Annotated in this window: 25 protein-coding genes; 10 read left to right on the top strand and 15 right to left on the bottom strand. The window is 39.3% G+C overall.

Features of this window, described 5'->3' with window-relative positions:
- Window positions 1-630, top strand: a complete 630-nt coding sequence (rplQ, locus tag G0Q07_RS21400) for a 50S ribosomal protein L17 (protein WP_163345305.1) — start codon at window positions 1-3, stop codon at window positions 628-630.
- A gap of 105 nt (window positions 631-735) precedes the next feature.
- Here rplQ and G0Q07_RS06425 read toward each other — a convergent pair whose 3' ends face one another.
- Together G0Q07_RS06425 and G0Q07_RS06430 are read right to left on the bottom strand one after the other, a co-directional pair.
- On the bottom strand, window positions 736-2,004 hold the full coding sequence (locus G0Q07_RS06425) for a replication-associated recombination protein A (protein ID WP_163345306.1): 1,269 nt from the start codon (window positions 2,002-2,004) through the stop codon (window positions 736-738).
- Window positions 2,005-2,177: 173 nt separating this feature from the next.
- Window positions 2,178-4,151, bottom strand: a complete 1,974-nt coding sequence (locus tag G0Q07_RS06430; RefSeq protein ID WP_163345307.1) for a tetratricopeptide repeat protein — start codon at window positions 4,149-4,151, stop codon at window positions 2,178-2,180.
- A 137-nt stretch (window positions 4,152-4,288) separates the two neighbouring features.
- On the opposite strand from G0Q07_RS06430, the gene G0Q07_RS06435 reads away from it, so the two are divergent.
- From G0Q07_RS06435 to G0Q07_RS06455, 5 genes are all read left to right on the top strand, one after another.
- Window positions 4,289-4,852 (top strand): DNA-3-methyladenine glycosylase I, encoded by a 564-nt coding sequence (locus tag G0Q07_RS06435; RefSeq protein WP_163345308.1) that lies wholly within the window; start codon window positions 4,289-4,291, stop codon window positions 4,850-4,852.
- A gap of 149 nt (window positions 4,853-5,001) precedes the next feature.
- Window positions 5,002-6,207 (top strand): C1 family peptidase, encoded by a 1,206-nt coding sequence (locus G0Q07_RS06440; RefSeq protein ID WP_163345309.1) that lies wholly within the window; start codon window positions 5,002-5,004, stop codon window positions 6,205-6,207.
- 168 nt (window positions 6,208-6,375) lie between these two features.
- Window positions 6,376-7,275 carry a hypothetical protein gene (locus G0Q07_RS06445; RefSeq protein WP_163345310.1) on the top strand — a complete coding sequence of 300 codons (900 nt, stop codon included), beginning with the start codon at window positions 6,376-6,378 and terminating at the stop codon, window positions 7,273-7,275.
- 82 nt (window positions 7,276-7,357) lie between these two features.
- Entirely contained in the window at window positions 7,358-8,305 is a 948-nt protein-coding gene (locus tag G0Q07_RS06450) for a glycosyltransferase family 2 protein (protein WP_163345311.1), read from the top strand.
- Between the two features lie 74 nt (window positions 8,306-8,379).
- Complete coding sequence (locus tag G0Q07_RS06455) at window positions 8,380-9,063, top strand: TonB-dependent receptor plug domain-containing protein (protein WP_163345312.1); 684 nt, start codon at window positions 8,380-8,382, stop codon at window positions 9,061-9,063.
- Window positions 9,064-9,284: 221 nt separating this feature from the next.
- On the opposite strand, the gene G0Q07_RS06460 is transcribed toward G0Q07_RS06455, so the two are convergent.
- From G0Q07_RS06460 to G0Q07_RS06490, 7 genes are all read right to left on the bottom strand, one after another.
- Window positions 9,285-12,032 (bottom strand): S9 family peptidase, encoded by a 2,748-nt coding sequence (locus tag G0Q07_RS06460; RefSeq protein WP_163345313.1) that lies wholly within the window; start codon window positions 12,030-12,032, stop codon window positions 9,285-9,287.
- 133 nt (window positions 12,033-12,165) lie between these two features.
- Window positions 12,166-12,561 carry a hypothetical protein gene (locus G0Q07_RS06465; protein WP_163345314.1) on the bottom strand — a complete coding sequence of 132 codons (396 nt, stop codon included), beginning with the start codon at window positions 12,559-12,561 and terminating at the stop codon, window positions 12,166-12,168.
- A gap of 80 nt (window positions 12,562-12,641) precedes the next feature.
- Window positions 12,642-13,769, bottom strand: a complete 1,128-nt coding sequence (locus tag G0Q07_RS06470) for a saccharopine dehydrogenase family protein (protein ID WP_163345315.1) — start codon at window positions 13,767-13,769, stop codon at window positions 12,642-12,644.
- Window positions 13,770-13,909: 140 nt separating this feature from the next.
- Window positions 13,910-14,557: a response regulator transcription factor gene (locus tag G0Q07_RS06475; protein WP_163345316.1), complete on the bottom strand. Its 648-nt coding sequence runs from the start codon at window positions 14,555-14,557 to the stop codon at window positions 13,910-13,912.
- Window positions 14,558-14,625: 68 nt separating this feature from the next.
- On the bottom strand, window positions 14,626-15,669 hold the full coding sequence (locus G0Q07_RS06480; RefSeq protein WP_163345317.1) for an ATP-binding response regulator: 1,044 nt from the start codon (window positions 15,667-15,669) through the stop codon (window positions 14,626-14,628).
- Window positions 15,670-15,906: 237 nt separating this feature from the next.
- Window positions 15,907-16,512 carry a hypothetical protein gene (locus G0Q07_RS06485; protein WP_163345318.1) on the bottom strand — a complete coding sequence of 202 codons (606 nt, stop codon included), beginning with the start codon at window positions 16,510-16,512 and terminating at the stop codon, window positions 15,907-15,909.
- Window positions 16,513-17,129: 617 nt separating this feature from the next.
- Window positions 17,130-18,089, bottom strand: a complete 960-nt coding sequence (locus tag G0Q07_RS06490) for an aldo/keto reductase (protein ID WP_163345319.1) — start codon at window positions 18,087-18,089, stop codon at window positions 17,130-17,132.
- A gap of 362 nt (window positions 18,090-18,451) precedes the next feature.
- On the opposite strand from G0Q07_RS06490, the gene G0Q07_RS06495 reads away from it, so the two are divergent.
- From G0Q07_RS06495 to G0Q07_RS06505, 3 genes are all read left to right on the top strand, one after another.
- Window positions 18,452-18,778 carry a 4a-hydroxytetrahydrobiopterin dehydratase gene (locus tag G0Q07_RS06495; RefSeq protein ID WP_163345320.1) on the top strand — a complete coding sequence of 109 codons (327 nt, stop codon included), beginning with the start codon at window positions 18,452-18,454 and terminating at the stop codon, window positions 18,776-18,778.
- 69 nt (window positions 18,779-18,847) lie between these two features.
- Entirely contained in the window at window positions 18,848-20,263 is a 1,416-nt protein-coding gene (fumC, locus tag G0Q07_RS06500) for a class II fumarate hydratase (RefSeq protein WP_163345321.1), read from the top strand.
- 21 nt (window positions 20,264-20,284) lie between these two features.
- On the top strand, window positions 20,285-20,833 hold the full coding sequence (locus G0Q07_RS06505) for an FAD-binding oxidoreductase (RefSeq protein WP_163345322.1): 549 nt from the start codon (window positions 20,285-20,287) through the stop codon (window positions 20,831-20,833).
- Window positions 20,834-21,047: 214 nt separating this feature from the next.
- Here G0Q07_RS06505 and G0Q07_RS06510 read toward each other — a convergent pair whose 3' ends face one another.
- The 4 genes from G0Q07_RS06510 to G0Q07_RS06525 all read right to left on the bottom strand — a co-directional run bounded on the left by G0Q07_RS06510 (window position 21,048) and on the right by G0Q07_RS06525 (window position 24,360).
- A complete protein-coding gene (locus G0Q07_RS06510; RefSeq protein WP_163345323.1) occupies window positions 21,048-21,404 on the bottom strand; it encodes a SpoIIAA family protein in 357 nt (118 codons plus the stop codon).
- 18 nt (window positions 21,405-21,422) lie between these two features.
- The gene (locus G0Q07_RS06515; protein ID WP_163345324.1) at window positions 21,423-23,450 is read right to left on the bottom strand and encodes a copper-translocating P-type ATPase; all 2,028 of its coding nucleotides are present in this window, start codon (window positions 23,448-23,450) and stop codon (window positions 21,423-21,425) included.
- Window positions 23,451-23,583: 133 nt separating this feature from the next.
- A complete protein-coding gene (locus G0Q07_RS06520; protein WP_163345325.1) occupies window positions 23,584-23,799 on the bottom strand; it encodes a general stress protein CsbD in 216 nt (71 codons plus the stop codon).
- A gap of 228 nt (window positions 23,800-24,027) precedes the next feature.
- Window positions 24,028-24,360, bottom strand: a complete 333-nt coding sequence (locus tag G0Q07_RS06525) for a LapA family protein (protein ID WP_163345326.1) — start codon at window positions 24,358-24,360, stop codon at window positions 24,028-24,030.
- Window positions 24,361-24,701: 341 nt separating this feature from the next.
- Here G0Q07_RS06525 and G0Q07_RS06530 point away from each other — a divergent pair, with 341 nt between their 5' ends.
- Window positions 24,702-25,163, top strand: a complete 462-nt coding sequence (locus tag G0Q07_RS06530; RefSeq protein ID WP_163345327.1) for a hypothetical protein — start codon at window positions 24,702-24,704, stop codon at window positions 25,161-25,163.
- Window positions 25,164-25,223: 60 nt separating this feature from the next.
- On the opposite strand, the gene G0Q07_RS06535 is transcribed toward G0Q07_RS06530, so the two are convergent.
- Both G0Q07_RS06535 and G0Q07_RS06540 read right to left on the bottom strand, forming a co-directional pair.
- Entirely contained in the window at window positions 25,224-25,670 is a 447-nt protein-coding gene (locus G0Q07_RS06535) for a plastocyanin/azurin family copper-binding protein (RefSeq protein ID WP_163345328.1), read from the bottom strand.
- Window positions 25,671-25,699: 29 nt separating this feature from the next.
- The gene (locus G0Q07_RS06540) at window positions 25,700-26,365 is read right to left on the bottom strand and encodes a BON domain-containing protein (protein WP_163345329.1); all 666 of its coding nucleotides are present in this window, start codon (window positions 26,363-26,365) and stop codon (window positions 25,700-25,702) included.
- Window positions 26,366-26,620 lie beyond the last annotated feature (255 nt).

The raw sequence follows: 26,620 nt of genomic DNA on the forward strand, positions 1-26,620 counted from the left end.
ATGAGACATAATAAGAAATTTAATCACTTAGGCCGTAAAGCACCACATCGTAAAGCGATGTTGGCAAACATGGCGAGTTCACTTATCGCGCATAAGAGAATTTCAACTACTGTTGCAAAAGCGAAAGCCTTGCGTATGTATGTTGAGCCACTGATTACTAGGGCAAAAGAAGATACTACACATTCGCGCAGGGTGGTTTTTAGCCAGCTGCAAGATAAAGATGCTGTTTCGGAATTGTTCCGTGAGGTAGCTGTAAAAGTTGCTGATCGCCCGGGAGGATACACTCGTATTCTTAAAACCGGTAGCCGTTTAGGCGACAACGCTGATATGTGTATTATCGAATTGGTTGACTTCAACGAAGCAATGTTGGCCGCTAAAGAAGAAGCTGCTGCACCTAAAAAACGTCGTTCGCGTCGTGGTGGTGCAAAAAAGTCTACTGAAGTTGCTGCTCAGGCCGCACCTTTGGCCAAAGCTGAAACTGAAGTAGAACCAAAATCGGATGAAGAAGGTGCAATGGAGAAAGAGGAAAATGCTGTAGCCGCACAAGCTGCACCGTTACCCGATGTTGAAGACGCACCTGAAGAGCCAAAAGCTGATGAGTCAGCTGACGAAGAAAAGAAAGAAGAATAGAGTATTTCTTTACTATATTGAAAAGCCGGATTGCTATTGCAGTTCGGCTTTTTCATAATATAAAAAAATCGGATCCTTAAATGCTTTTAGTGCTACATACAATACCTAAAACCGCTTACCCCACCACTTCTTTAAGCGCTCCAGAATTTTTACTTCAGTAGCATTATTTTGCGGCTGGTAAATGCGGTTATTTTTTATCTCCTGTGGGAGGAAATCCTGTTCTACAAAATTGCCGTCGTAGGCATGAGCGTATTTATAATCTTTGCCGTAACCAATCTCTTTCATTAGTTTGGTTGGCGCATTACGAATGTGCAAAGGCACCGATAGATCGCCGGTTTGTTTTACCAATGCAATGGCATTATCGATGGCTTCGTAGGCTGAGTTACTTTTTGGCGAAGTTGCCAGATAGATGGTACATTCTGATAAAATAATACGCGATTCAGGAGGACCGATTTTATGAACAGCATCAAATGTGCTTTGGGCCAGTAACAGTGCATTTGGATTAGCAAGGCCAACATCTTCGGCAGCTAAAATCAACAAACGACGGGCAATAAATTTTATGTCTTCGCCACCTTCCAGCATTCGTGCCAGCCAATACACGGCTGCATCCGGATCGCCACCACGAATACTTTTTATAAAAGCCGAAATAACATCGTAGTGCATTTCACCTTTTTTATCGTAGTTGGCAAGGTTCTTTTGCAGCTTGTCGGTTACTTTCTTATCGGTAATTACAATGTTGTTCGCATCTTCGCCAAGTGTTACCAGTTCAAGCACATTTAGCAGTTTGCGTGCATCGCCACCTGAATAACGAAGTATGGCACCATCTTCACGCAGTGTTATCTTTTTTTCCTTTAAAACAGTATCTTTTTTAGCCGCCAGTTTGATGATTTTCAATAATGCCGCTTTATCCAAATGCTCCAATATATAAACCTGACAGCGCGAGAGCAGGGGAGAGATCACTTCGAAAGATGGATTTTCGGTTGTTGCACCAATTAGCGTAATTGTACCATCTTCAACAGCGCCCAGTAACGAATCTTGTTGCGATTTGCTAAACCGATGAATCTCGTCGATAAACAATATCGGGTTGGGGCGACTAAAAAACTGTTGCTTTTTGGCTTTGTCAATTACATCGCGGATGTCTTTTACACCCGAATTAATGGCACTGAGTGTAAAAAAAGGTCGTTCAAGGGTATTGGCAATAATGCGGGCGAGGGTGGTTTTTCCTACTCCCGGAGGTCCCCATAAAATCAAGGAGGTAATTCTGCCTGAATCGATCATCTTGCGCAAAACAGCACCTTTTCCAACAAGGTGTTCCTGCCCTATATAATCGTCTAAAGTTTTTGGTCGTAATCGCTCTGCGAGTGGCTGATTCATAATTAAGGCAAAAGTAAAAAGTGTAAAGTCAAAAATGACACGTCAAAAGTAAAAAAACTGCGTGAAAAGTACAGAGCAGTCTCCTGTCTTAATTTGCAATTCTTGAGTTTAACCATTTCTCACAGTCTCAGAAATTCAGTGCTCCCCGTCTCACAATCTCTCCGTCTCAGATCTTAGTTACAATACCGTTTAATAATGTTGTATGCTCCATCGATACCAAGCTCGCCAGCGCGGCTAAGGTCCAGCGCTCCTCCCTCAATATCGTCGAGATAAATTTTTGTAAGTCCGCGGTTAAAATAAGCTTCTGCAAATTCCGGTTCCAGATTAATGGCACGATTCAAATCCTCCACCGCACTTCGGTATTCGCCCAGGCGCAGTTTTATAAACGCACGGTTGTAATAGCCAAAAAAGAAATCGGGATCAAGAAATAGTGTTGCTGCGTAATCATCAAGAATTTCCTGGTACTCTACTGTTGTAGGTTTATCGTTGCTGTTATCTTTTATCTTCCCTTCGTTCAGAGTAAGCGAATTGGGAGAACCGTTTCCTGCTAAAAGTTCCACCTGTTCTTTCAGCTTGTATCGTGTGTTGGCACGTGTAAAATAGGCCAAAGATGATTTTTCATCCAACTCTATAGCTTTATCCAAATCGGCAAACGCATTGTTGTAATCGCCGGTAAGGCTATAAAAAATACCACGATTCAAATAATTCTGAGCATTTTCCTGCACGTCAATTTTTTCGTTAAAAAACAGAATAAAATTCTCGAAAACCGACTGGTAGGTGGTTACCGGTTTATTTGAAAGCGAAAGCAGCGGGTTGTAATTGTTTGATGCATTGAGCTCGTCAATTATGCCATTGTAATACTGGAAACGCTCGTAATCAACAGCATTTTTCTCGAATGCAGAAATAAAGAACATGGGCTGGAGATCGATAACAATATTTTTATTCTGAATCCGGCCATCGTCAACTTCCTGCTCTTCTTCCGGGAGTTCACGCGTTTCTTCAATAACAAGGTCCATTCGCATCCGTCGCCGGCGTTTTTCGGCTTCCAGTTCTTCTTGTCGTTTTTGTTCTTCCGATTTCTCATTAACAACAGTGGCAGTGTTTTGCTGCGACGATTGCTGTTGATTATTTTGTGCCAGTGCCTGGTTATTTGCCTGCGAATTTTGCTGCTGATTATTTTGTGCCGACGATGAATTTTGTTGCTGTTTTTGTTGCTGCTGCTGTTGAGCCAGTTGCTCGGCATTTATTCTTCGCTGGCTCAGATCGAACTGCGGATTAAGCTGGGCAGCAATTTGGTAGTCTTGTTCATATCCCGGGCGGTCTAATATTTCGCGCGCCATGGCTCGGTTAAAGTAGGCGCTAGCCATTTCGGGGTTAAGATTTATCGCCATATCGTAATCCATAATAGCACTTTCGTAGTCTTCCAGTTTGTGTTTTACAATACCACGGTTGTTAAAAGCCAGTGCATTTGTTGGATCAAATTTAATGCTTTGGTCGTAATCGCGCAGTGCCGATGCATAATCATCCAGTTCAAAACGCGCAAGCCCACGGTTGAGGTAGGCAGCAGCATAGTGTGGCCTGATAATAATTACCTGGTTTAAATCGCTAATGGCTCCTTTAATATCGCCATTTACAATTTTTGCATTGCTTCGGTTCATCAATGCATGTGTCGATTTCGGATTCACTTCAAGTGCCTTGTCGTAATCTTCAATGGCACCCTCCATATCTTTTAAGGCGAGTTTTGCTATCCCGCGGTTGTTGTATATCGATTCGTCACTCGGATCGAATTCCAGTGCCCGATCATAATCTTTAATCGCCCGATTGTATTGCCTGAGGTTATGATAGGCCATTCCGCGATTGTTGTATGCACGCGGGTAGTAAGGTTTTATTTCTATTGCCTCATCGTAATCGGCTATGGCTCCTCGGTAATCTTCCAACGAATGTTTGGCCGTTCCGCGATACAAATAGGCTTCTGCCAGGTAGGGTTTAAATTCAATTACAATATTAAAGTATTCGATTGCCCCGGTGTAATTTCCAATTGATATGCGCGTTCTCCCAACTCGTATGAAATGGTTGATGTTCAATTGCGCTTCGGCCAGGAAACTCATCGATAACAAAAGTGTAAAAAGTATGGTAAGCTTCTTCATCTATTAATTTCTTTAGTAAACCAATTCTCAGCATGGCTTACTTTTTCTTTTTTCTAAACAAACAAAAATAGTATTTTCAGAGTTGGAAGTAATATCTGGTTAGTTTTTTTAACGAATTGAGACTCAAATCTAAAATTATGTGTAAACGCTGTGATTGGGGAACAAAAAACGAGTTAATGATAAAGTACCATGATGAAGAGTGGGGAGTCCCGCTTCATGATGACAAAAAGTTGTTTGAATTTTTTGTTCTTGAAGGATTTCAAGCCGGATTAAGCTGGCAGATAGTACTAAACAAAAGAGAGAATTTCCGTAAGGCGTTTGATCATTTCAATCCGCAAAAAGTAGCATTGTATTCTGAAGGTAAGGTTCAGGAGCTCATTCAGGATAAATCAATAATTCGTAATCAGCAAAAAATCAGGGCTTGTGTAAACAATGCGCAACGTTTTCTCGAGGTGCAAAAAGAATTTGGGAGCTTTGATCAATACATCTGGAAGTTTGTGGATTTTAAACCCATTCAGAATTCTTTTGGAAGTATTGACGAGTTGCCAGCCAAAACCGAGCTTTCAGATGTTATTTCAAAAGACTTGAAAACGCGCGGGTTTAAATTTGTAGGATCGACAGTAATTTATGCTCACATGCAAGCCACCGGCATGGTAAACGACCACCTTGTTGACTGTTTCCGTTACAGGGAAGTACAGTAACATTGGGGCCCCAACTTATTACATAACTTTTAATCTGAAAAGCGTGTTCTTATTTTTATTAAGTCTATCTTAAATTCTCTTTTCAAAAAAGAATTAATTGTTAATTTTGAGGCTGATTCAAAAAAAAGAGGGGTAAAATTTAATATTAGATGATGAAGTTGCGTTTGATTTTTACCGTATTAATTACGGTGTTTACACTGAGTGTATTTGCAGAAAGTGATAAGAAGAGTGAGGAGAAGGGCTATGTTTTTGAAGACGAAATTACATTAGCTGCTACATCGGTTAAAGACCAATACCGTTCGGGTACATGCTGGTCGTTTTCCGGACTTTCATTCCTGGAGTCGGAAATGATACGTCTGGGTAAACCAGCGGTTGATCTTTCAGAAATGTTTGTTGTATGGCATACTTATTCAAATAAAGCCCAAAAACATGTACGGGTGCATGGTAATCTGAACTTTTCGGCAGGAGGAGCTTTTCATGATGTAACAAACATGATTCGCGAATATGGAATTGTCCCGGAATCTGTTTATGACGGATTAAATTATGGCGAAGAAAAACATGTACATGGCGAAATGGATAATGTGCTGAAGGAACATGTTGACGCTGTTGTGAAGAACAGAAACAGGAAATTGAGTACAGTATGGCATGAGGCGGTTGAAGGAACATTGAACTCGTATTTAGGAGAGTTGCCAACAAAATTTGAATACGAAGGAAAACAATATACGCCACAGAGTTTTGCCAGCGATTATGTTGGATTAAACATGGACGATTATGTGGAGATTTCTTCCTATACTCATCATCCGTTTTACGACAAATTTATTCTGGAAGTTCCTGATAATTGGTCGTGGGACGAGGTATACAATGTGCCGTTGGAAGATATGGAGAACATTATTGATTATGCATTAGGTAATGGATTTACCGTTGCCTGGGCAACCGATGTAAGTGAAAAAGGATTTGCAACAAGTAACAAAGGTGTTGCTGTTTTGCCAGCCGCTCCGCAAGAGGATATGAGCGATGCCGAAATTGCAAAATGGGAAGCATTACCACAGAAAGACAAAGAAAAAGAGTTGTATAAACTAGATAACCCGGTACCAGAATTGGTCGTTAATCAGGAAATGCGCCAAGCAGCATTTGATGATTACCAGACTACCGACGACCACGGGATGCATATTATTGGAACTGCAAAAAACCAGGAGGGACAAACTTTTTATAAAGTGAAAAACTCGTGGGGCGACTACAATAAATACGATGGTTATTTCTACGCATCGAAACCTTATGTGAATTACAAGACGATGTGCATAATGGTGCACAAAGACGCCATACCCCAAAGTATAAGAGAGAAACTTAAACTTTAATTTTTAAGCCCTTCAGTAATCCTGAGGGGCTTATTTTTTATACCATACTCAGGTTTCCCCTTGCTGCGCATTGGCAGCGTAAAAAAATCGTTTACATTTGATAATTCTTAACAAAATTTGTAGACAAGATCATTTTTAAGGAATAACATGATCAAGTGTAAATTAGCAATGAAGAGTCTTCTTATCACATTTCTTATTTTAACAACTACACTTCAACTTGTTTCGGCACAGGAAGACTGGTCGTGGTGGAACGATGCACATGGCTGGGAAAGTGGTGATCCGGGGTGGAGAAACTGGCTGATCATTTCTCCGAAATATCTTGGACCAAATGCATTGCCGGTTCCGGAGTTAAAGAAAGGGTTTATCGAAGGACATACAGAGTTTGAGCTTACCGTATCAAACCATTTTTTATCGGGCGATCCAACCCAGGATATTTCAGGACGTGCCTACATCCCTTTTGCACAAAACAAAATTGCCATTGAAATGTACGGCGTGTTGTTGGAGCATTATTCTTACACCGAAAAAATAAGAGACGAACGTTTTTCGCGCGATAAAGACGGAAAAGGTTATGCTATTGGCGATTTTTATTTCTCTACACTTATTCAGCTTTTTAAAAACCGTACATTCCCAAATACCATGTTTCGGGCGATACTAAAGACTGCCTCGGGAACAAACTTTGAAGGTGCCCGATATGCTGATACACCAGCTTATTCGTTTGATTTTAGTTTTTCGAAAGATTACGGGCAGCGGGAAACCATGTTATTCAGGCCGCATGCAATGCTGGGGTTTTACAGTTGGCAAACCAACGATGAACTGAATCTTCAAAACGACGCGTTACTATATGGATTAGGCGCTGATTTTCAGAAAAACGACTGGCGTTTTACACCTTCGTGGGCAGGCTATTTTGGTTATAAAAACAATGGCGACAGGCCAATGCAGATGAATCTTGAACTCAGAAAGGAATATAATAAAAAAGCAATAGCCATCAAATACCAACACGGATTACACGATTGGTTGTATAAAACGGTACGATTTTCATTCATTTGGAAACTCAATGGGATGGAGTAAGTTAACCTAGAGCAGAATTTATACCTTTGCCAACGCAAAACAAGATTGTGTTGATGCAGTTTGAAACAGATAAAAACAGATCATGAAAAAGCTTTCACTTGTAATTTGTGTTTGGAATGAAGAGCCAAACATAAAACCATTATCAGAACAAATTAAAGCGGCACTAGAAGGAATTGATTACGAAGCCATTTTTGTGGATGATGGATCTACCGATAAAACACGCGATGCGATCAGAAAAATTAACGACGACAGGTTTTTATTGGTTGAATTAAAAAGAAATTACGGTCAAAGTTCGGCTTTGCAAGCCGGAATAGATCAGGCTAAGGGCGATTTTGTAGCACTGATAGATGGCGATTTGCAAAACGACCCGGCAGATATACCAATGATGCTGAAAATGATCGAAGAAAACGACTGGGATATGGTGGCCGGTGTACGTGCGAACCGTAAAGATGGCATGTTCCTGCGTAAAGTGCCTTCTAAAATTGCCAATTATCTTATCCGCCGTGCTACCGGTATTTACATGAAAGACCTTGGGTGTACGTTAAAGATTTTTACCAACGATATTATAAAAAGCATTCATATTTATGGCGAGCTTCATCGCTATATTCCTGCACTGATAACACTTGAAGGCGCAACAAAAATTACACAGGTTGATGTCAACCATCGTCCGCGCGAGTTTGGACAATCAAAATACAACCTTAGTCGAACAACACGTGTAATGAGCGACCTGGTACTTATGCTTTTCTTTAAAAAGTATCTGCAACGCCCGATGCACTTTTTCGGACAAATCGGAATTTTTACCCTCGCAATTGGTGTGCTCATAAACTTCTATTTGCTGGTCCTCAAAATAATGGGAAATGATATTTGGGGAAAACCGCTTTTATTGCTTGGTGTTTTAATGGTACTTGGTGGTATTCAGTTTATTACAACTGGTATTATTGCCGAGTTGCAGATGCGAACTTATTTCGAATCGCAACAGAAAAAACCATATCGGGTGAAGCGTGTAATACCTGCTAAAGAATATATTTAATGCAATTGTGGCATATTGGCTATTTGTTGATTTATTGTAACTTTAAAAAAATAAAACAACAAAAGCCTACGAGTATGAAAACACGATTTTTTATCGCCTCTATTTTCCTTGTTTGTTTACTGACGTTAAACAGTAATGCACAAGAGCGTTATGTTAAAGGAATTGTAACCACCTTTGACAGTATTGCAGTAATTGGGGCAGAAGTGAAAGTAAAGAGTTCCAAGCAAATAGTTGAAACAGATACGCTAGGGAGATTTGAAGTTAAAGTCGACGGCAATGACAAGTTAAAGGTCTCAGCGAGAGGATTTAATAACCAAAATGTAAAACTTGACGAAAAGACGAAACTGGTAGCTGTTAATTTAAAGCTAAAACCTGGCCAAAAAGCCAGAGAATATGCTATTGGATACGGCTACGTGAAAGATAGTGAACGGTTGAATGCATTGGCTCAAATGACAAACGATGATGTTGACTTTTCGCAATATACCAATATGTACGACCTGATTAGAGGACGTTTTGCCGGTGTGCAGGTGCAAAACAATGGCGATATAATTATACGCGGACAAAATTCCATAAACCTGAGTAGCGCTGCACTGATTGTTGTTGACGGAATGCAGGTGGATAACAGCATAATGAGTACCCTTGTACCTGCCCAGGTAAAAAGTATTAATATAATTAAAGATGGAAGTGCTGCAATTTACGGTTCACGTGGCGCAAATGGAGTTGTACTCATTGAGACTAAAAAAGGAAACGATGATTGATGCTTTAGGTGTTTGTTGGGTTTCCGGAAAATGAAAAAGTGAGATAAGGTTATTGTTAAACAACTGTTTGATGTTGAAATTTTGACATAACGTACATGTTCTTCAAGGAAAGATGCACGAAAATGTTGAAGAGGCACTGGAAATTAATAACTCGATAGAATAACCATAATTGAAAAGCGATGTATTTGTCTATGACAAAGAAAATACATCGCTTTTGTTTTTTACTCTACTAACTCATATCCCATATCCACACCTTTATTTATTGCCGGAATTCCTTCGTCCATCCATTTAGGCATTGGAGCATCTTTTAGGTAATGATCGAAAAACTGGGCCATTCGAATCTGAAAATCGTGCATATCACGCAGTTTTGTTGGCCAGTGGTCGGCTTCGTTGTAATTCAATAACCACGATGGTTTTTGCAAGCGTCTCAGCCCAATAAAAAATTCAATTCCCTGATACCATGGCACGGCACCGTCATCGTCGTTGTGCATAATCAAAATCGGCGTGTTTATTTTGTCGATTGTAAACAAAGGCGAATTTTCCAAATAACGTAGTGGTGCTTCCCAGATCGATTTGCCAATGCGGCTTTGTGTATGTTCGTATTGGAATGATCGGTTTAATCCCGATCCCCAACGAATTCCGCCATAGGCGCTGAACATATTTACCACCGGAGCTCCCGATTCAATAGCTGCAAACATATTTGTACGTGTAGCAAGATAGGCTACCTGGTAACCGCCCCAACTATGACCTTGTGCGCCAATATGCTCTTCGTCAACGAAGCCTTTGTTGATTAACGATGTAATACCGGGCATAACACAATTAAATGCCGATTCGCCCGGATATCCTTCTTTGTAATACACATCGGGATTAAAAATTACATAACCATGACTGGTGTAATAATGATAATCGATGGTTGAACGATTGTTTTCCGGCATGCGGTAGCGCAGTAAATTCTGTGAACTTTTTTCGTAAAAATTCACGATCATCGGATATTTTTTTGTTGGATCAAAATCTTCAGGTTTATGTAAAGTGCCTTCCAAAACCAAACCATCTAGAGAGTACCAGGTTACCAGTTCGGCTGTTCCCCACTTAAACTCTTTCTGCTGAGGGGCAGCATCGCTTATTTGTGTTTCTTTCTTAAAACGAAGGTCTGTTGCAATCAGGTTCGGATAGGTTTCAAAATCTTCCTTGGTGAAAATAATCAGGTCGTCATCTTCAGCTTTTGCAGGTCTTCCCAATCTATAATTCTGACTGAAGACAGCCTCAGGAGCTTTGTTTTTGTTCAAATCAAAAGCATAATAGGCATCAGCACGCGAAACTTCATTATGCCCCGTAAGCAGAACTGTTTCCGATGGATTGATACCTGTGTTAGGTTCGGGGTTAAAACGTACGAGACGATAATTGATCCTTTCTGTTCGTCCATTTTTTGTGAGGTTTATCGGATCAACAGCGTTTATCGGATCAACTTTCCAAAGGTCGTAACGATCATAGATCAATATTGCAACATCATTTTCAAGCCAACCCGCATTTCGGTACGAGCCCGACAGCATTGGGCGATCGTTTAGCTCATCTGCTGCCTGAATTGTTTCAGGTTGTGTAATTTGATATTCTTTACCCGTCGCAATTTCGTATGTATTCCATGTCGTGTCAACAGCATTGTACCAGTACACGAATTTCCCGTCCGGAGAAACGGATGGAGTGGCACGGCAGTCGGTTTTTATTTTTTCAGCTTCCCCGGAGTTGATATCTACCAGGTAGAAATCATTATGATACGGGCCACCTTCCCACATGGTTTGTACTGCATAAGGTTGGTTGCTGTATGCCAGCAATTTATCGGCGTCGCCATTTTGTATTTTTCGTATGCGCGAAAATCGTTCTGTTTCCAGCTGAACTGTTTTTTGCTCGTTGAGATGAACAACTGCCAACCATGTTTTTTTTAAATCTCTTTTTTTATTGTTGAGTTGAACGGTTTGCAAACGCTCTTCGTTCCAGTGCCATACATCAAGCGCCGGAATCTCTTCCTCTAGTTTGGTGGTGTCTTTTTCGGGTAGGATTGGAGCCGTTCCGAAAAACAAGCGTTCGCCGTTATCTGAGAACGAGAGCCTGCCGTTTTCGCTTATTTCCCAGTTCTCAGGAATGGCTTCGTTTGAGTTGTGGGCAATAATTGTTTCATTTTCTCCACCCCAGTAATAAAGATCAAACGATGGTTTCTCGGCATCAGTTGTATCGGCCAAAAAGGCAAGCTGTTTACCATTATCGGCAATGCTGAGTTGCTTGAATTCTCCTTCCGACTCCAAAATCGGGGAAACTTGTTCAGCCTTCAAATCAAAAATATAAACACCGGCAGTAAAAGTACTGTCGCCTTCAGAAATAAAACTAATTAATGGCTGGTCTTTTGCCAGCTCGTAACTGCTAACTGAAGGATATTTTTTCGTTGAACCGGTTTCCAGATTTTTAATGTACAGTGGATTCTTCTTGTCTTTTTTATTTTTTGTCGAATCGTCAGTTTCTTCAGCTTGATAAGCGATCCAGCCCGACCATTCTTCAGGAATTTTTACCGATTTCAGGTTTTCAATTCTCTCGGTTTCATTCTCCATAATATCGAAAACAACCAATTTATCCTGAGGCAGGTCTTCTTTTTTTGTTTTTTTCAATTTAAGGTTACGAATTGTATCAGCCGGAGGAGCTTCTGTAAAAATAAGAAACCTGGAATCGGCTGTAAAATGAGCTTTCGTTCCGTAGTTAAATGATGCAATTTCTTCAGCATCAGGAGTGCTGATTTTCAGTGTAGCATCTCCTTTCCATGGTTCTTCTTTCCATGCAATGTAGTTACCATTGTTTGACAGATGTGTTTCGGTAATTCTGTTCCACTTTAAAATGTCTTCAAAAGTCAGTGGTCGCTTTTCGGTTTGGGCCGATAAACCAGCCGAGATTGTTAATAGAGCGAGTAAAAACAAAAAGATTTTCATGATTATTATAAGTTGTTAGATTTTACCTAATTGGATGAAAAAAACGAATTAAAGATAAAAATAATTCTTGTTGAATACGAATTCAACCGGGTTATGCTCGAAGGAGCGGCTCAAATTGGGGAAGCAAAATACTTTACACTTCGGCCATTAACATTCTGGCTTCACTTTTTAAAATAGCTGGCAGTTGAATATGGCGGCGTTCAATACTTAGTAACCAGTATTTTATTTCATCCGTTTTTAGGGTGTATAAAACTTCACGAAACTGTTCTATCTGATTGTTTGTGTAGGCTTGTTCGTCGATATTTTTATAGTCATCGAGTTCTTCATCATCGTAATATTCAACAACCGATTCATTCATTTTCATCTGGTCGAACTCGCAGATCTCGTGAGCACCGCAGCAGTCTGATGGTGGCGTAACCACTTCTTCCGGTGGTCTCTCTGTTTCCCTATCTTTCTTATTTGCTTTTACCAAAAGAACAACACCAATAATGGTGAGTAATAAAAAGCTAATTCCAATAATCATTTCCATGTTACAAAAATAGCATTTTGAAATAAAAGATTATTTGCTTTGGGGTTAAGGTTAAAATAATTTTAAGTGAGTTTTTCGATCTACTCCGAAAGCCTATAAATTACACCTCGTTCTTTCAGGTATTGGAAGATATAACTTAGATTTCCGGGTTGTGCACCAACTGCTTCGGGAGCGTTAACGCCAATTGAATTGAAAGTGCCATCAAGAACAAGGTTGGCAACCGAAGTGCAGGCGTAGCCTGTTGTTCGTGCCATGGAAATGGTTTGTGTTTGGCGGTCGTATTTATCGAGCAAATGGTAGGTAAACGATTTTTCAGTCCCGTTTTCTACTCCTTTTATAACAATACGCATGATAGTAAAATCTTCCTCGCCGGGTTTTAATTGCCACTTTGGGAAAAGTAACTTGGCAGTAACATCAATTGGTCTCACTTTTATTCCGTTTACTTCAATCGGATCGTACGAGAAAAATCCTGATTCTCTTAAAACCCGCAGGTATTCGATGCATCCTGGGTAGCGTAGCGTTTTTTCAATCATATCAGGCACATTTTTCATGGTTTGCATCAACGAACGCAGACCGTCGGAGTTCCATGATTCAAGCGTGCCAATGCCTTCAAAATCGATTAATTCAGGATCGGAGAGTGCTTCTTTTTCTACCAGTTCGTAGTTTTTTATATAGCGCGCAGGCCGTGTATATTCTTCAATTACATCGATGGGGGAGAATACTGCTTTGTATTCGTAAGGCCATTCGCGAATTACAGGTAAGCCACCAACCAAACAGTCGTAGGATTTTACAGCCATAATTTCGTTGTAATGTCCAAGAATTATATTTCCCATTCCGGGTGCAACGCCACAATCGGCAATTACACAAACTTTATTTTTTTGTGCTAACCCGTTTAACGACAGAAAATCTTCTGGCATAAACGAAATATCAACCATGTTTTTTCCGGCTTCAATCACAGCTTTCATGGTTTGGTAGCCCATAAAACCCGGTACTGCACCAATTACAAGGTCGAACCCTGAAACCAGTGCTTTTAACTTTTCAGGTTGGCTCAGGTCTTCCTGAATGCATTTAATATCCGGAAAATCGGAAAATTTGTTTAAGGCGTTTTTGTCGAAGTCGACACTGGTAACCTGGTGGTTTTTCGATAAGTCCTTGGCAATGGAACTTCCCACAAGTCCGGCACCCAAAACAATAACATTCTTTTTCATCTTATGAGAATTGTTAGTTTTCAAAGGATTAAGATGGAACTCCTATGATGTTAATTATATGCTTCTGAGGCAAAAATTATTACACGGTAGTTTCATCCGGTTTAAATTTCAGGTTGTTTATTTTTAAGCACTAATCATTCTTAGTCAAGCTGGATTAAGCCTTTTTTTAAGGCATATTTTACAAGGTCGGAGTTGGTTTTTAGTTCAAGCTTTTCAAGAATATTTTGCTTGTGCGTACCAACGGTTTTTACGCTGATAAAAAGTTTGTCGCCAATTTCGCGTGTTGATTTTCCTTCGGCAAAGAGCAGGAAAATTTCTTTTTCCCGGTCGGAAAGATTAGAGTAAGAATCGTTTTCATCGGCATTCGAATTTAGGTATCCGTTAATAACAATTTCAGTAATGTCTTCGCTCAGGAATTTTTTACCATCGTGAACCGAGTTTACTGCATCGGTAAGTTGCCGGTAGGTACAGTTCTTTAATAGGTATCCGTCGGCACCTACTTCCAGCATTCCTTTTACATATTGTTTGTCAGAGTGCATCGATACGGCAATGATTTTTACTTCCGGCATTTTTGATTTTAAAATTCGGGTAGCTTCAATACCATTTACTTTCTCCATGGCAATATCAACCAAAAGCACATCGGGTTTAAATGCTTCTACTTTGTCTATTGCTTCTTGTCCGTTTTCGGCCTGGGCAATTACTTCTATATTGTCAGCCGAATGTAAGAGGTTTACTAAACCTTCTCTAAAAAGTTGGTGATCGTCAGCAACTATAACCTTTATTTTCATTTCTTTTTTGTTTTCTGTTAAATAGCAAATCGGGTAGTAAGGTACTATTTAAACCTGTTATTATTAGACTAATTATGATCAAGGGAGTAAGGTATTTCAATTTCGGCTTTTGTTCCTTTTGGCAAAGCCTCAATATTAAAAGTTCCATTTAAACTTTCAATTCGTTCTTCAATACTTAACAATCCAAAACCACCTTTGTTTGAAATGGGTTTCATTTGCGATTTGTCTATTCCAACGCCATTGTCTTCTACAGAAATACAGTACATCCCGTTATTCGTTGATTGTCTTACAGCTACTTCAGTGGCTTCAGCATGTTTGGAAATGTTTGTAAGTAGCTCCCCAACTGTTCGGTACAGAAAAATATTATTCTCTTTACTGAGTTTTGTGTTTTTTTTCTCAGCGATGAGTTTTGTGGTAATATTAGAATCTTTTTCGAATTGTTCTAATTTCCACTGGATGGCGGGCAGTAATCCCAGTTCATAAAGTATTGGCGGACTTAAATCATAGGTTAATCTCCGCGACTCCTCGATGGCCTTATTAAGCAACTTAGAGGTAAATTTAAGTGTGTTTTTTATATCCGGTGAACACAGCTCAATATCAATAGCAGACAGGTTCATAAATGCCAGTCCCAGAGTTTGTCCCAAACTATCGTGGAGGTTATCAGCTATCCGTCTTCTTTCTCGTTCTTCAACCAGCGTAATTTCGGAGTTTAACTTTTTGAGTTGTAATTGGTACGATTTTATGCGGAGAGCAACGTTTATTTGTGCTTTTAATTCAATCTGATCAAATGGTTTTGAAATAAACGAATCAGCTCCTGCATTCAGCCCTTTGGTGCGTTCAACACTATCGCGTCCCAATGCCGATACCATTATAATTGGTATTTGTTTTGTTCTGTTGTGCTTCTTTAACAACTTGCAGGTTTCATACCCGTCAAGGTCAGGCATCATAATATCCAAAAGTATCAGGTCGGGATTTTCCTTCTGAGCAATGCTTATACCATCCTGGCCACTTAATGCGCCCATAAATTTAAAATCGGGGTAATATACTTTTACAATTTGCGAAATAAGTTCCAGGTTGATGCTATTATCATCGATTGCCAGGATTTTTTTCATAAATTCCATTTCATTGTTTGATACTAACATAATGAAAAATCACTTAGGGTTTTACTTTAAAACGTCAATTGTTCTAAAGATAGCAAATGCTTCGGAATTTATGAAGTAAACAGGTTATAAATACTTAACAAAATGTCAGTTAATTGCTGAGTGGTGGCTGGGATGTGTAGATGAAAACAGAGTAATTAGGTTACGGTGTGTTGGTTACGGTTGGAAAGAATGGCAATAATGTTTTGTTTACTGGTTTCTAATCAAGCCATACATAATTCCAATTCCTGCTCCTATATATGTTTGGTTGCTGTTTACAACCAACATCGGGCCTACAGAGCATCCAACGCTAGAGTATAATGGTATTTCTATTTTCGGATTCAAAACCAGACTTAGCTTTTTAGCAGTTTTTGTTTCAAAATTATATTGATTGCCTGAACGAATTAGATTGAATTCCGGTTCGCGAAATGTGGAGATCCCGGGACCGCCTTGAACAATAATACGTATGCTCCTTTTTTGATTGAGATCAAAAATCCGACCGACCATCATGTGCAAATTCTCGGTATTCTCGAATGGTTCGGATGAATTAATAGGTGTTAGGTTTATGCCCGATTTTAAGAATTCGGCAGAAGGCGTGACTGTTGATTTGAAGCTGGCCGTATACCCAACACTAATTGTATATTTATTGTTATACGTATAGTTGAGACCAATATTACCGGCCTGCTGCTTGCCAACAACATATTCTCCCGAGGAATATAAATTATGTGTTTTTGGAACAGCAGACTTGTTGGACCATTGGGCATATGTTCCCAATGAAATCAGACTAAAAACAGTTATTATTAAAAGTGTTTTCATAGGCAAACTAATGTGAGGTCTTAAAGTGCAGTAAGCAATGGGTTTGAAATGCTTACTGAAATATAAAGAACCTGTTTTGATTTAATGATATACTAACACCTACTCTTGTAAAATTAAAGAGTTTGGGATCGCTTATTGAATAGTTGTTGCTGATTTGTGGGGTGCGAACTACCCAAAAAGTATTCAGAAAAATTGTAAACTAACTTTACACCATGTTGTAAAACCCTTGTAATTTCTTTTCCTAAGTGGTTTTGTGGTGATGCTAACTTCGTTACTTTAAGAAGTATATAGATTTTGAAGAATGGGAAATCAAAAATGACTATAAAACTCTCGATGCTGTACAATATCCGAACAAGTTAAAGAAGGATGCAAATATTTCAGCTATTCATCGTCTACTTGATGTTTTATATGATACAAGAAGTTGTCTTGCGTATATGTTGTTTTGCATTAGTAGGTTGCCCATACTTTACTTATAGGTAGTAAGTTGAAAACCGGTGAAATTTTCTGACTAAAATTAGCGAAAGCTGTGAGTTATTTTATAGGCGAATTCAGGTTAGTAGTCTAAAAAAAGCGGAACCATATGGCTCCGCTTTTTAAAATATTGTAGTGCTGGGTAACTATTCCCACTCCGGAAACTGGGTTTTAGCCAAATCCAATGCGGCAATGGTTTTCATATCCGTGTCATCCAGTTCAAAATCAAAAATATTGAGGTTCTCCATCATATGTGCCTTTTGCGATGAACGAGGTATGGCAACAATACCGCGCTGATAATGCCACCTTAAACTTACCTGCGCATTGTTTTTGTTATACTTTTTGCCAATGGCTGCCAGCGTTTCGTTAGTAAACAATCCGTTGCGTCCTTGTGCCAGCGGCGACCAGGCTTCCATTTGTACGCCATAATCCAGCAAGGATTTCCGGGCCTTACTTTGCTGGAAGAAAGCATGCGTTTCAATCTGGTTTACGGCAGGTTTTATGGTAGCATATTTCAATAACTCATCAATCTGGTGATCTTCAAAGTTGCTGATACCTATGGCTTTAATTTTACCCTCTTTATGTAACTCTTCCATGGCTTTCCACGAGCCTTTTACATCGCCACGTGGGCGGTGGATGAGGTAAAGATCGAGGTAGTCGGTGCCCAATTTGTCGATGGATGTTTGAAAGGCCTTTTTAGCGTTTTCATATCCTGAGTCGTCAACCCAAACTTTCGAGGTGACAAACAATTTATTGCGGTCGATTCCACTTTTTTTAATGCCGGCGCCTACTGCTTCTTCGTTGCCATAAACGGTGGCTGTGTCGATAAGCCGGTAACCCAACGAAATGGCATCGGCTACACATTGCGCTCCCATTTCGCCGTTCAGATAGAGCGTGCCAAATCCTAAAATTGGCATTTGTACTCCGTTGTTCAAGCTTACGTTCTCAATTGCTGTTTGTGCAAAGGAGTTACTATTAGCTCCAAATACACTGGAAGTTCCCAGGCCCATTAATCCGGCACCGGCAGCAAAGGTTGCACCTGCGCGAATAAACTCGCGGCGCTGAATTCCATTTGATTGATCTTTTTTGTTCGATTTCTTTTCCATGATTTGATATTAGATTTTGTTGGTATAAAACGTTGGTTATTGTTGACGGAACAATATACAAACAATTGATAGAACTGTTAGTTCAACTTAGCTTTTAGACATCGTGCGTTGAAGGAGAAATTCACCGTAATTCCCGCAAAATTAAACTGAACGCCAGAGCATAAAACTAGGATGTTCTTCTTGATGCTACGTTCGTGGATTACACCAGTGTGGTTTCCGGTTGGGGTAACATTTCACAATCTGTGGAAATAGTACCCGCTTGCAGTTATAGGAGGTGTTGATTATCAGTTGTTTTGGTTATGGCACATTATTTTCATCACATAAATAAACCAGGTATTTTCCTGGGGAAAAATATACAGACTATGAGTGAATTAAAAGAAAAGCATTGTACACCGTGCGAAAAGGAAACAAAACCTTTAAATACTGAAGAGATTAAGCATTTTAAAGAGAAAATAAACGGCGACTGGGAAGTTGTGGAAAACAAGAAGATTAGAAAGAGTTTTTCTTGCGAGGATTTTAACGAAGCCATTGCATTTGCTCAAAAAATTGCAAAGCTAGCCGATGAAGAAGATCATCACCCCGATTTGGGTGTTCATTATGGATCGGTTGACGTAGAAATTAGTACACACAATATTGGAGGTTTGTCGCCCAACGACTTTATTCTGGCTGCAAAAATAGATGATATTTAAATACCATATAGAGCCAAAATTGAGAAATGATTTGAATGTAAGTTAGAAAAAAGGAAAAAAGACAGAATCATGAAATATCGCGTTGAAAAAGACACACTGGGAGAAATAAATGTACCTGAGAAAAAACTTTGGGGAGCGCATACACAACGATCGTTGCAGAATTTCAGGATTGGTACTGAAGCATCGATGCCTAAAGAGATTATTGAGTCTTTTGCGATTATAAAAAAGGCTGCCGCCAGAAGTAATCATAAATTCGGAATTTTATCGACCAACAAAAAACAGCTGATTGAACAAGCCTGTGACGAGATTTTGGCCGGTAAACTAAAAGACCATTTTCCGTTGGTAATTTGGCAAACCGGCTCGGGCACGCATACCAACATGAATTGTAACGAAGTGATCGCCAATCGGGTAAAACAGCTAACAGAAAATGATTTTCAATGGAAAAACATTGAGTTACATCCAATCGATGATGTTAATAAATCGCAATCATCAAACGATACTTTTTCGGCAGCCATGCACATTGCTGCCTATAAAAAGCTGACAGGTTCTCTGTTGCCGGCCCTTAAAGAGCTTCACGATACTTTTAACAGGAAATCGGAGGAATTTAATTCGGTTGTGAAAATTGGCAGAACTCATTTTATGGATGCGGTGCCGATTACTTTAGGACAGGAATTCTCGGCTTATTCAACCCAAATTGAAAAAGGGATAAATGCGTTGAAAAAGACATTGCCCGATTTGCAGGAGTTGCCTTTGGGAGGAACTGCTGTTGGAACTGGATTGAATTCGCCGGTAGGTTTTGATGATGAAATAGTTGACAAAATAAGCGAAGAAACAGGATTGCCGTTTACAAAAGCCAAAAATAAGTTTGCCTTAATTGCGGGGCACGATGCTTTTGTACAATCGCACAGCGCCTTAAAGCAATTGGCCGTTAGTTTACTGAAAATAGTAAACGATTTACGGGTAATGGTTTCGGGGCCGAGAGCCGGAATCAGCGAATTAAAAATTCCGGCAAACGAAGCCGGTTCGTCAATTATGCCGGGTAAAGTAAACCCAACACAAATTGAAGCGCTTTCAATGGTTTGTACGCAGGTTATTGGTAACGATACAACTATTTCGGTGGCCAATTCTTACGGGCATTTTCAACTGAATGTTTTTAAGCCTGTTCTTATTGCCAATTTTTTGGAATCGGCAACATTGCTGGCAGATGCCTGCAATTCGTTCAATACAAATTGTTTGTTTGGAATAGCACCTGACACTGAAAAAATTAAATCGCATGTAAATAATTCGTTGATGTTGGTAACCCCTTTAACGCCTCATATTGGCTACGATAAGGCAGCACTAATTGCTAAATATGCCCATACAAAAAAATGTAGCCTGAAAGAAGCAGCAGTTCAATTGGAGTTGGTAACGGAAGAACAGTTTGATAAATGGGTGAAACCGGGAGAAATGACAAGCCCGAATGTTGCTGCCAAAAAGAACAAATAATTAATTGATAAAACAGCAAGTATGGAACACAAATTAGAGATAATACAAAAAAAGTGGTTAACACATAATGTTATGCAATTTACCCTGAGAAAACCAAAGGGATTTTCGTATAGCGCTGGCCAGGCTGCCGAAGTAACGCTCGATAATCCTGAATTTAAAGATCAATGGGCTCCGTTTACATTTACAAGTTTGAATAAGCATGAGCATTTGGAATTCACCATAAAAGCATATCCAAAACACGAAGGAATAACATTGGCACTATCAAAACTGGAAAAAGGAGATCACATGGTTATTTCTGATCCGTGGGATTCGTTTAAAAATAAAGGTCCGGGTGTTTTTATTGCCGGAGGAACCGGTGTAACTCCGTTTATTGCATTGTTGCGACAAATGGAAGCCGATGGAAAGGTAGGAGGAAGCCGACTACTATTTTCAAACAAAACGGAAGCTGATATTTTTCTTGATGATGAGTTTAAGCGAATTTTGGGAGACAATTTTATGAACGTGTTAACACAGGAAAAAAGGAACCTTATTTCTACGGAAGGATTGATAAAGCATTTCTTAAAAATATGATTGAGGATTTCGATCAGCCATTTTACCTGTGCGGCCCCGAAAATTTTGCAGATGAAATTAAGGGCTACCTAAAAGAACTGGGGGCCGGAGACGACCTGGTTAATATTAGTCTTTAAAAGTAAAAAATGCCGCATTCCGGCATTTTTTTTTGCATAAAAAACCGGTTGGGTAATTGAATGCCGCAACCGGTTAAACAACAATTGATATTGATGTATTAATCTTTAACCCATTCCCGGGCTTCGTCAATGGCCGTAAATTCAAAATATTTTACCTCTCCTGAAATAAATGGCGCAGCCAGATCTGACCACAATTTCTCCCAACGCGATTTCCCAACAACCGCAATTTTTTTCATGTGATTAAAATGTTTCAGGTAAGTTTTTACATCTTCCCAAAATGCTCCTGGTGCTATTCCATCTAAATTATTTAACTGGATATAAAGTTTAACCTTACCAAAATCTTTAACCGCTTTATCAATAAGCGGAGTAATTTTATCGTAATCAGCTTTTGTTAATTTGCCTTCAACTTCAATGGCAATTAGTTCGCGTTTTGTAAGATCTATTATTTTAAACATAGTAATTTGATTTTAGTGTTACTTAATTCCTTCCTTCAATAGTTGTGCATTTATGGCTACTATTATGGTACTTAAGCTCATTAGTACTGCTCCCAACGCCGGACTAATCATTATTCCTTTACTGATTAATACTCCTGCAGCGAGCGGAATAGCAACAACATTATAAGCCGTGGCCCAAATGAAGTTTTGAATCATTTTGCGATGGGTTTTTTCTCCGAACTCCAGCAACGAATAAATATCTTTAGGATTGCTGTTTACTAAAACAATGTCGGCTGTTTCTGCCGCCACATCGGTACCCGAACCTACTGCAATACCAACATCGGCAGCTGCCAGTGCCGGAGCATCGTTTATTCCATCACCTGTCATGGCAACAAATTCACCTTCATCCTGAAAGATCTTCAGTTTGTCCAATTTCTGATCCGGCAGCAACTCTGCAAAGTAGCCGTCGAGTTGTAGTTTATTGCTTACTTTTTTGGCAACATTTATATTGTCGCCGGTCATCATATACAATTTAAGGCCTTTCTTTTTGAGCATTTTTACTGCTTCAAAAGATTCTTCTCTAATCTCGTCGGCAAGTGCGATAACACCGGCCAGTTTGTCGTTTGCCAATACAAAAACTATTGTTTCCACTGTATCGGTTTTTTCCTTTTTTGGAATTTCAATATCATTTTCTTCCAGGTATCCGGGACTAACAACCTTAACTTTTGTACCATCAACATTTCCAGTAATTCCTTTTCCTGTAATGGTTTCCACATCTGAAACCTTAGGGACTTCAATATCTTCCTCTTTAACTTTACGCAGAATCCCGTCGGCCAAAGGATGTTCCGATTCGGCTTCCAAAGCTCCCGACATGGCTAGTATTTCTTGGTCGGTATACGAATCTGACAAGCTCTTAAAACGGGTTACGCCAAAATTTCCTTTAGTAAGTGTGCCGGTTTTATCAAAGACCACAACAGAAACTTTGCGCGAATTTTCGAAAGCAGTGCGGTTACGAATAAGTAACCCCTGTTTTGCCGAAACCGATGTGGAAATAGCCACAACCAAAGGAACTGCAAGACCAAGAGCGTGCGGGCAGGTAATTACCATAACACTGGCCATACGTTCGAGCGCAAAAACAAAAGATTTGCCCAGCACCAACCAGGTTGTGAGTGTGCCAAAACCAACTGTTAATGCAATAATGGTTAGCCAAAATGCAATTTTATCTGCCAGATGTTGCGTTTTCGATTTTTTGCTTTGCGCTTCGCGAACCATCTGAATTACTTTGTTCAGATAAGCTTCTTCACCCACCTGCTCAACGGTGATTTTTAGCGAATTGTTTCCGTTTACCGTTCCGCCAATTACTTTATCATTTTGGGTTTTGCTAACCGGTTTCGATTCTCCGGTTACCATCGATTCGTTTATATTGCTTTTCCCTTCAACTATTTTTCCATCCACCGGAATTTTCTCCCCGGGGCGAACCAAAACGGTGTCGCCTGATTTAAGTTGATCGATTTTTACATCGCGGGTATTATTATCTTCAAATAAATGTGCCTCGGTAGGCATTAAATCAATCAGGCTTTGAAGTGCACCGGAAGCATTTACCACCGATTTCATTTCGATCCAGTGTCCCAGCAGCATGATATCGATTAAGGTGGCCAGTTCCCAAAAAAATGAATCTCCCTTTAACCCAAAAGTAGTGGCGGTACTATATCCAAAAGCCACAGTAATTGCCACTGCAATAAGTGTCATCATTCCCGGCTGTTTTTTCTTCAATTCGTCTGCTAAACCGGTAAGAAAAGGCCATCCACCATAAAAGAATATAATGGCCGATAGCACAAACAAGATGTAACTATCAAAACTGAACTCAATTTCATAACCAATTATTTGTTGAATAAGTGGCGATAAAATAAGTATCGGAATGGTTATAATCGCTGAAATCCAGAATCGTTTACGAAAATCAGCAATCATATGTTTATGGTGTTCAATATGATTGTGGTGGCCTTTATCGTGGTTATCGTTATGACCGTTATGTGAGGAATGATTATGCTTTTTGTTGTTTGAATCCATACTTGCTTGTTTTCGTCCTACGGCATTTTTTGATTGTAGCGTTTTTTATGGCCACAGGATTCTTCCTTTTGTTGAATTGTTTTAGCGGCCGTTACTGAAGAGCGGTAGGGATGGGTAGTACTTCAGCTACTTCTTAAGCCTTCTCGGTGCGTTCAATGGGAATCAGGCTATGAAGTATTGTTGTTAATTGCTCGCGATTCATACCTAATTTTAGCTCCAGGTTATGCAGAAATTCATTTTCGTAACCGTCAATATATGTTAGGTCTTCTTTTGATAACTGTGGGTATTTCTCTTTTAACCCGAGTTTAATAACCGACCAGTTGTTTTCAATTGAATTATTTGTTCTCATAATTAAAAGTTTTAATTCGCTTCATTCACTTGTAGTCCAGAAACGTGCCAATAAATAGTATTGACAGATGATATTTTGAAAACGTCCTGTGCGGCTTGTATACCAAGCCTAATGCAATTCAAAGCGCTGCAGCCAAAAGCTGACTGCGTATAGTTCAGTGTAGAAAGATGTCGCATTATGCGGAAAAAAGGCACAATTTATAATTGCTGATAATGTGGTAGTTTTGTGTTATAATTTTGCAGAAGCATCACTTAATTTTTGCTCATCGCTTTTAACTTCAACAGCTTGTTTGTTTTTGTTTTCCAGGTGACGAACTTGATTCTCGAGCCCTTTAATTGTTTTCTCCTTGTTTCTTATTTCGTGGTTTTTTCTTGCCCGATAAGGGAGCGACAAAAAATAGCTGGTCATGGCTCCAAACGTAACAGCTATTATCAGAACAAGCGATAAATTAGATTCGATGTTCCATTTCCAAAAATTCATGCTGACTACTGATGAATTGTTTAAGGCGAATAATACAACGGCCAGAATGACGAGCAATATTCCTATAAATGTTTTTTGCATGGTAATATGTTTTTAATTCGTAGTTCTCAAGTCTGCAGCGAGCGGGGATCAGTGTGTGCAACTTCACTTTATTTGTAAATCGTGTACATGCTTTATGTAAACAATACGTGTGCCCGGCTTAAACGGTTATACTAATTCAGCAGAAATAGCTGTAAATACAGGTTTTTAGAAGTGTTTCCCGTTTTTATACTTTAGATAAGAATATTGCCGGTTGTAGAAAATTATAGAATAGTGTGGAAAAAATTCACTTAAAAAGGTGCCTTTAAGGTACGAATAACCAACAATTTATGGATGGCATAGTATTTTCATAAACCTTTAATGTTCAATTAAAAACTATTTATATGAAAACGAAAAACATCACATTTAAAACATTTACGAAACAGTTAAGCTGGATATTTATTCTTTTACTTTCTGTTACAATTATTTCGTGTAATTCTTCAAATAAGCAAGACAACAATAAAGAAGAACTGGCAGAAGATCTGCAGGAGGTTCAAGAGGATGTTAATGCTATTTTAGAAAAAGAGAAAGAAGAATTAAAAAAGGAAGTTGATTCTGCAATTACAGATTTTAACGAACAGCTTTACATTTATGAAGACCAATTAAAGCAAGGTACCAAACAGGTAAGTACCGAAACGAAAAATTTGGTAGAAGAGCTCAAAGTTAAACGCGACTCGTTAGCAGTTCAGGTAAACGAAGCTCAGGAACATGGTGCGCAAAACTGGGAAGAATTTAAGGAAGAGCTAAAACACGATACCGAAAATTTCAAGGAAAGTGTTGCTGCATTCTTTGAAGATAATAAGTAAGAAATAACAAAACAATAAAAAATGCCCTGGCGATTTTAATATGCGCCAGGGCATTTTTTATTACTGAACCATTAACTGCCCTTTCATTCCGGCCTGGTAGTGTGCCTTAAACGTACATACATATTCGTAAGTTCCTTTTTCATCGGGAACATTAAATACGATTGAGTCAGTTTCTCCATCGCCCAACATTTCGGTTTTGGCAATTACTTTTCCTTCAAGAGCGGGATCGATATAATCATTATCAGCATGTTGAAGTCCTTTGGTTACAAAGTTCATCCCGTCGGTTCCTTTTTTTAAGAGTACCCAGTTATGTGCCATTTGACTTTTGTCGATGCTACTAACTGTTGTCAGGGTAATTTTGAGTTTCTCGCCTGGTGATGCTTTAATGGTTTCAACAGTAAAACGAAGATTATCGTGTCCCTCCATTTTAATTTCTCGTTGGGCCCATACATTTGCTGCAAAAAAAACGAGCAGCATAGCCAGAGCCACTTTTTTTATCTGTTTCATGGTATTAAATATTTTATTTATGCGATCGTTTATCCCACGGTTATTTTGTTGACTACCTTGTTTACTCCTTTGGTGTTTACCACCTGATCTTCAATTTCTTTCCGGATTGGATCGTTGGCCACACATCCCGAAATGTAAACCACTCCTTTCTCTACTTCTGTTACAATTTTGTGCTCGTCAATTAGGGCACTTTTTTCAAAGGCTTCTTTCAAAGCCTGTTGAATGTGTGTGTCGTTACTTACCTTTTTGGGTGCTACGCGTATTTGATTATCCATATCAATTACTCCTTTAGTAGAGGATGCAATCTTTTCGGCTGCAATGCTTTCGCTTTCGTTTTCTACCTGCCCCGACAATACTACTTTGCCATTATCAACCTCTACCTTTACACTTGTTGGGTTGATGCTTTTTTGCCATTTAAAATACTGATGAATATTCTCTGTAATCTCCTTATCGGAAACGGTCGGTTGGTTGGGTTGAAAATTGACCTGCAGTTCGTTAACCACATTAAAATCTTTGGCAGCTTCGGTAGCATCGCGAAGTGCTTCAATTTTTGCACTGTAACTTGGTACGTGCCCCTGAAGCTGAACGAATCCATCGGTAATACTTACATGTATGTTGTTGATATTTACTGCATCGTTATTCGTTAATCTGTCAATAATGTTTTTCTTAATAATTTCTTCCGGTAATGGTTTCATAATAGTTCTGTTTTTTATGTTCTAATTTAATAGACTACTATATCTGTACCATTTAAGGGTAATATACAAGTATATTCTTTCTGATTGGTAAGTGTCAGGTTGTCAATTTGTTATGTTGCTTCTGTTTGTCGATAGGCATTTAGGTACCGGTAGTGTTGTGGAAAGAATGGCCGCTAACTGTGTAATATTTCAACAGGATGGGGAATAGTGTCGGGTTCAGCACTGTTTCTTGTGTTACCGGCATTGTCATTCCCT

It is taken from the genome of Draconibacterium halophilum (assembly GCF_010448835.1).
Taxonomy (GTDB): Bacteria; Bacteroidota; Bacteroidia; order Bacteroidales; family Prolixibacteraceae; genus Draconibacterium; species Draconibacterium halophilum.

What these genes read in the sequence shown, in the direction of transcription:
- rplQ (WP_163345305.1), top strand. Translation starts at nt 1, where the DNA reads ATGAGACATAATAAGAAATTTAATCACTTAGGCCGTAAAGCACCACAT.
- G0Q07_RS06425 (WP_163345306.1), bottom strand. Translation starts at nt 2,004, where the DNA reads ATGAATCAGCCACTCGCAGAGCGATTACGACCAAAAACTTTAGACGAT.
- G0Q07_RS06430 (WP_163345307.1), bottom strand. Translation starts at nt 4,151, where the DNA reads ATGAAGAAGCTTACCATACTTTTTACACTTTTGTTATCGATGAGTTTC.
- G0Q07_RS06435 (WP_163345308.1), top strand. Translation starts at nt 4,289, where the DNA reads ATGTGTAAACGCTGTGATTGGGGAACAAAAAACGAGTTAATGATAAAG.
- G0Q07_RS06440 (WP_163345309.1), top strand. Translation starts at nt 5,002, where the DNA reads ATGATGAAGTTGCGTTTGATTTTTACCGTATTAATTACGGTGTTTACA.
- G0Q07_RS06445 (WP_163345310.1), top strand. Translation starts at nt 6,376, where the DNA reads ATGAAGAGTCTTCTTATCACATTTCTTATTTTAACAACTACACTTCAA.
- G0Q07_RS06450 (WP_163345311.1), top strand. Translation starts at nt 7,358, where the DNA reads ATGAAAAAGCTTTCACTTGTAATTTGTGTTTGGAATGAAGAGCCAAAC.
- G0Q07_RS06455 (WP_163345312.1), top strand. Translation starts at nt 8,380, where the DNA reads ATGAAAACACGATTTTTTATCGCCTCTATTTTCCTTGTTTGTTTACTG.
- G0Q07_RS06460 (WP_163345313.1), bottom strand. Translation starts at nt 12,032, where the DNA reads ATGAAAATCTTTTTGTTTTTACTCGCTCTATTAACAATCTCGGCTGGT.
- G0Q07_RS06465 (WP_163345314.1), bottom strand. Translation starts at nt 12,561, where the DNA reads ATGGAAATGATTATTGGAATTAGCTTTTTATTACTCACCATTATTGGT.
- G0Q07_RS06470 (WP_163345315.1), bottom strand. Translation starts at nt 13,769, where the DNA reads ATGAAAAAGAATGTTATTGTTTTGGGTGCCGGACTTGTGGGAAGTTCC.
- G0Q07_RS06475 (WP_163345316.1), bottom strand. Translation starts at nt 14,557, where the DNA reads ATGAAAATAAAGGTTATAGTTGCTGACGATCACCAACTTTTTAGAGAA.
- G0Q07_RS06480 (WP_163345317.1), bottom strand. Translation starts at nt 15,669, where the DNA reads ATGAAAAAAATCCTGGCAATCGATGATAATAGCATCAACCTGGAACTT.
- G0Q07_RS06485 (WP_163345318.1), bottom strand. Translation starts at nt 16,512, where the DNA reads ATGAAAACACTTTTAATAATAACTGTTTTTAGTCTGATTTCATTGGGA.
- G0Q07_RS06490 (WP_163345319.1), bottom strand. Translation starts at nt 18,089, where the DNA reads ATGGAAAAGAAATCGAACAAAAAAGATCAATCAAATGGAATTCAGCGC.
- G0Q07_RS06495 (WP_163345320.1), top strand. Translation starts at nt 18,452, where the DNA reads ATGAGTGAATTAAAAGAAAAGCATTGTACACCGTGCGAAAAGGAAACA.
- fumC (WP_163345321.1), top strand. Translation starts at nt 18,848, where the DNA reads ATGAAATATCGCGTTGAAAAAGACACACTGGGAGAAATAAATGTACCT.
- G0Q07_RS06505 (WP_163345322.1), top strand. Translation starts at nt 20,285, where the DNA reads ATGGAACACAAATTAGAGATAATACAAAAAAAGTGGTTAACACATAAT.
- G0Q07_RS06510 (WP_163345323.1), bottom strand. Translation starts at nt 21,404, where the DNA reads ATGTTTAAAATAATAGATCTTACAAAACGCGAACTAATTGCCATTGAA.
- G0Q07_RS06515 (WP_163345324.1), bottom strand. Translation starts at nt 23,450, where the DNA reads ATGGATTCAAACAACAAAAAGCATAATCATTCCTCACATAACGGTCAT.
- G0Q07_RS06520 (WP_163345325.1), bottom strand. Translation starts at nt 23,799, where the DNA reads ATGAGAACAAATAATTCAATTGAAAACAACTGGTCGGTTATTAAACTC.
- G0Q07_RS06525 (WP_163345326.1), bottom strand. Translation starts at nt 24,360, where the DNA reads ATGCAAAAAACATTTATAGGAATATTGCTCGTCATTCTGGCCGTTGTA.
- G0Q07_RS06530 (WP_163345327.1), top strand. Translation starts at nt 24,702, where the DNA reads ATGAAAACGAAAAACATCACATTTAAAACATTTACGAAACAGTTAAGC.
- G0Q07_RS06535 (WP_163345328.1), bottom strand. Translation starts at nt 25,670, where the DNA reads ATGAAACAGATAAAAAAAGTGGCTCTGGCTATGCTGCTCGTTTTTTTT.
- G0Q07_RS06540 (WP_163345329.1), bottom strand. Translation starts at nt 26,365, where the DNA reads ATGAAACCATTACCGGAAGAAATTATTAAGAAAAACATTATTGACAGA.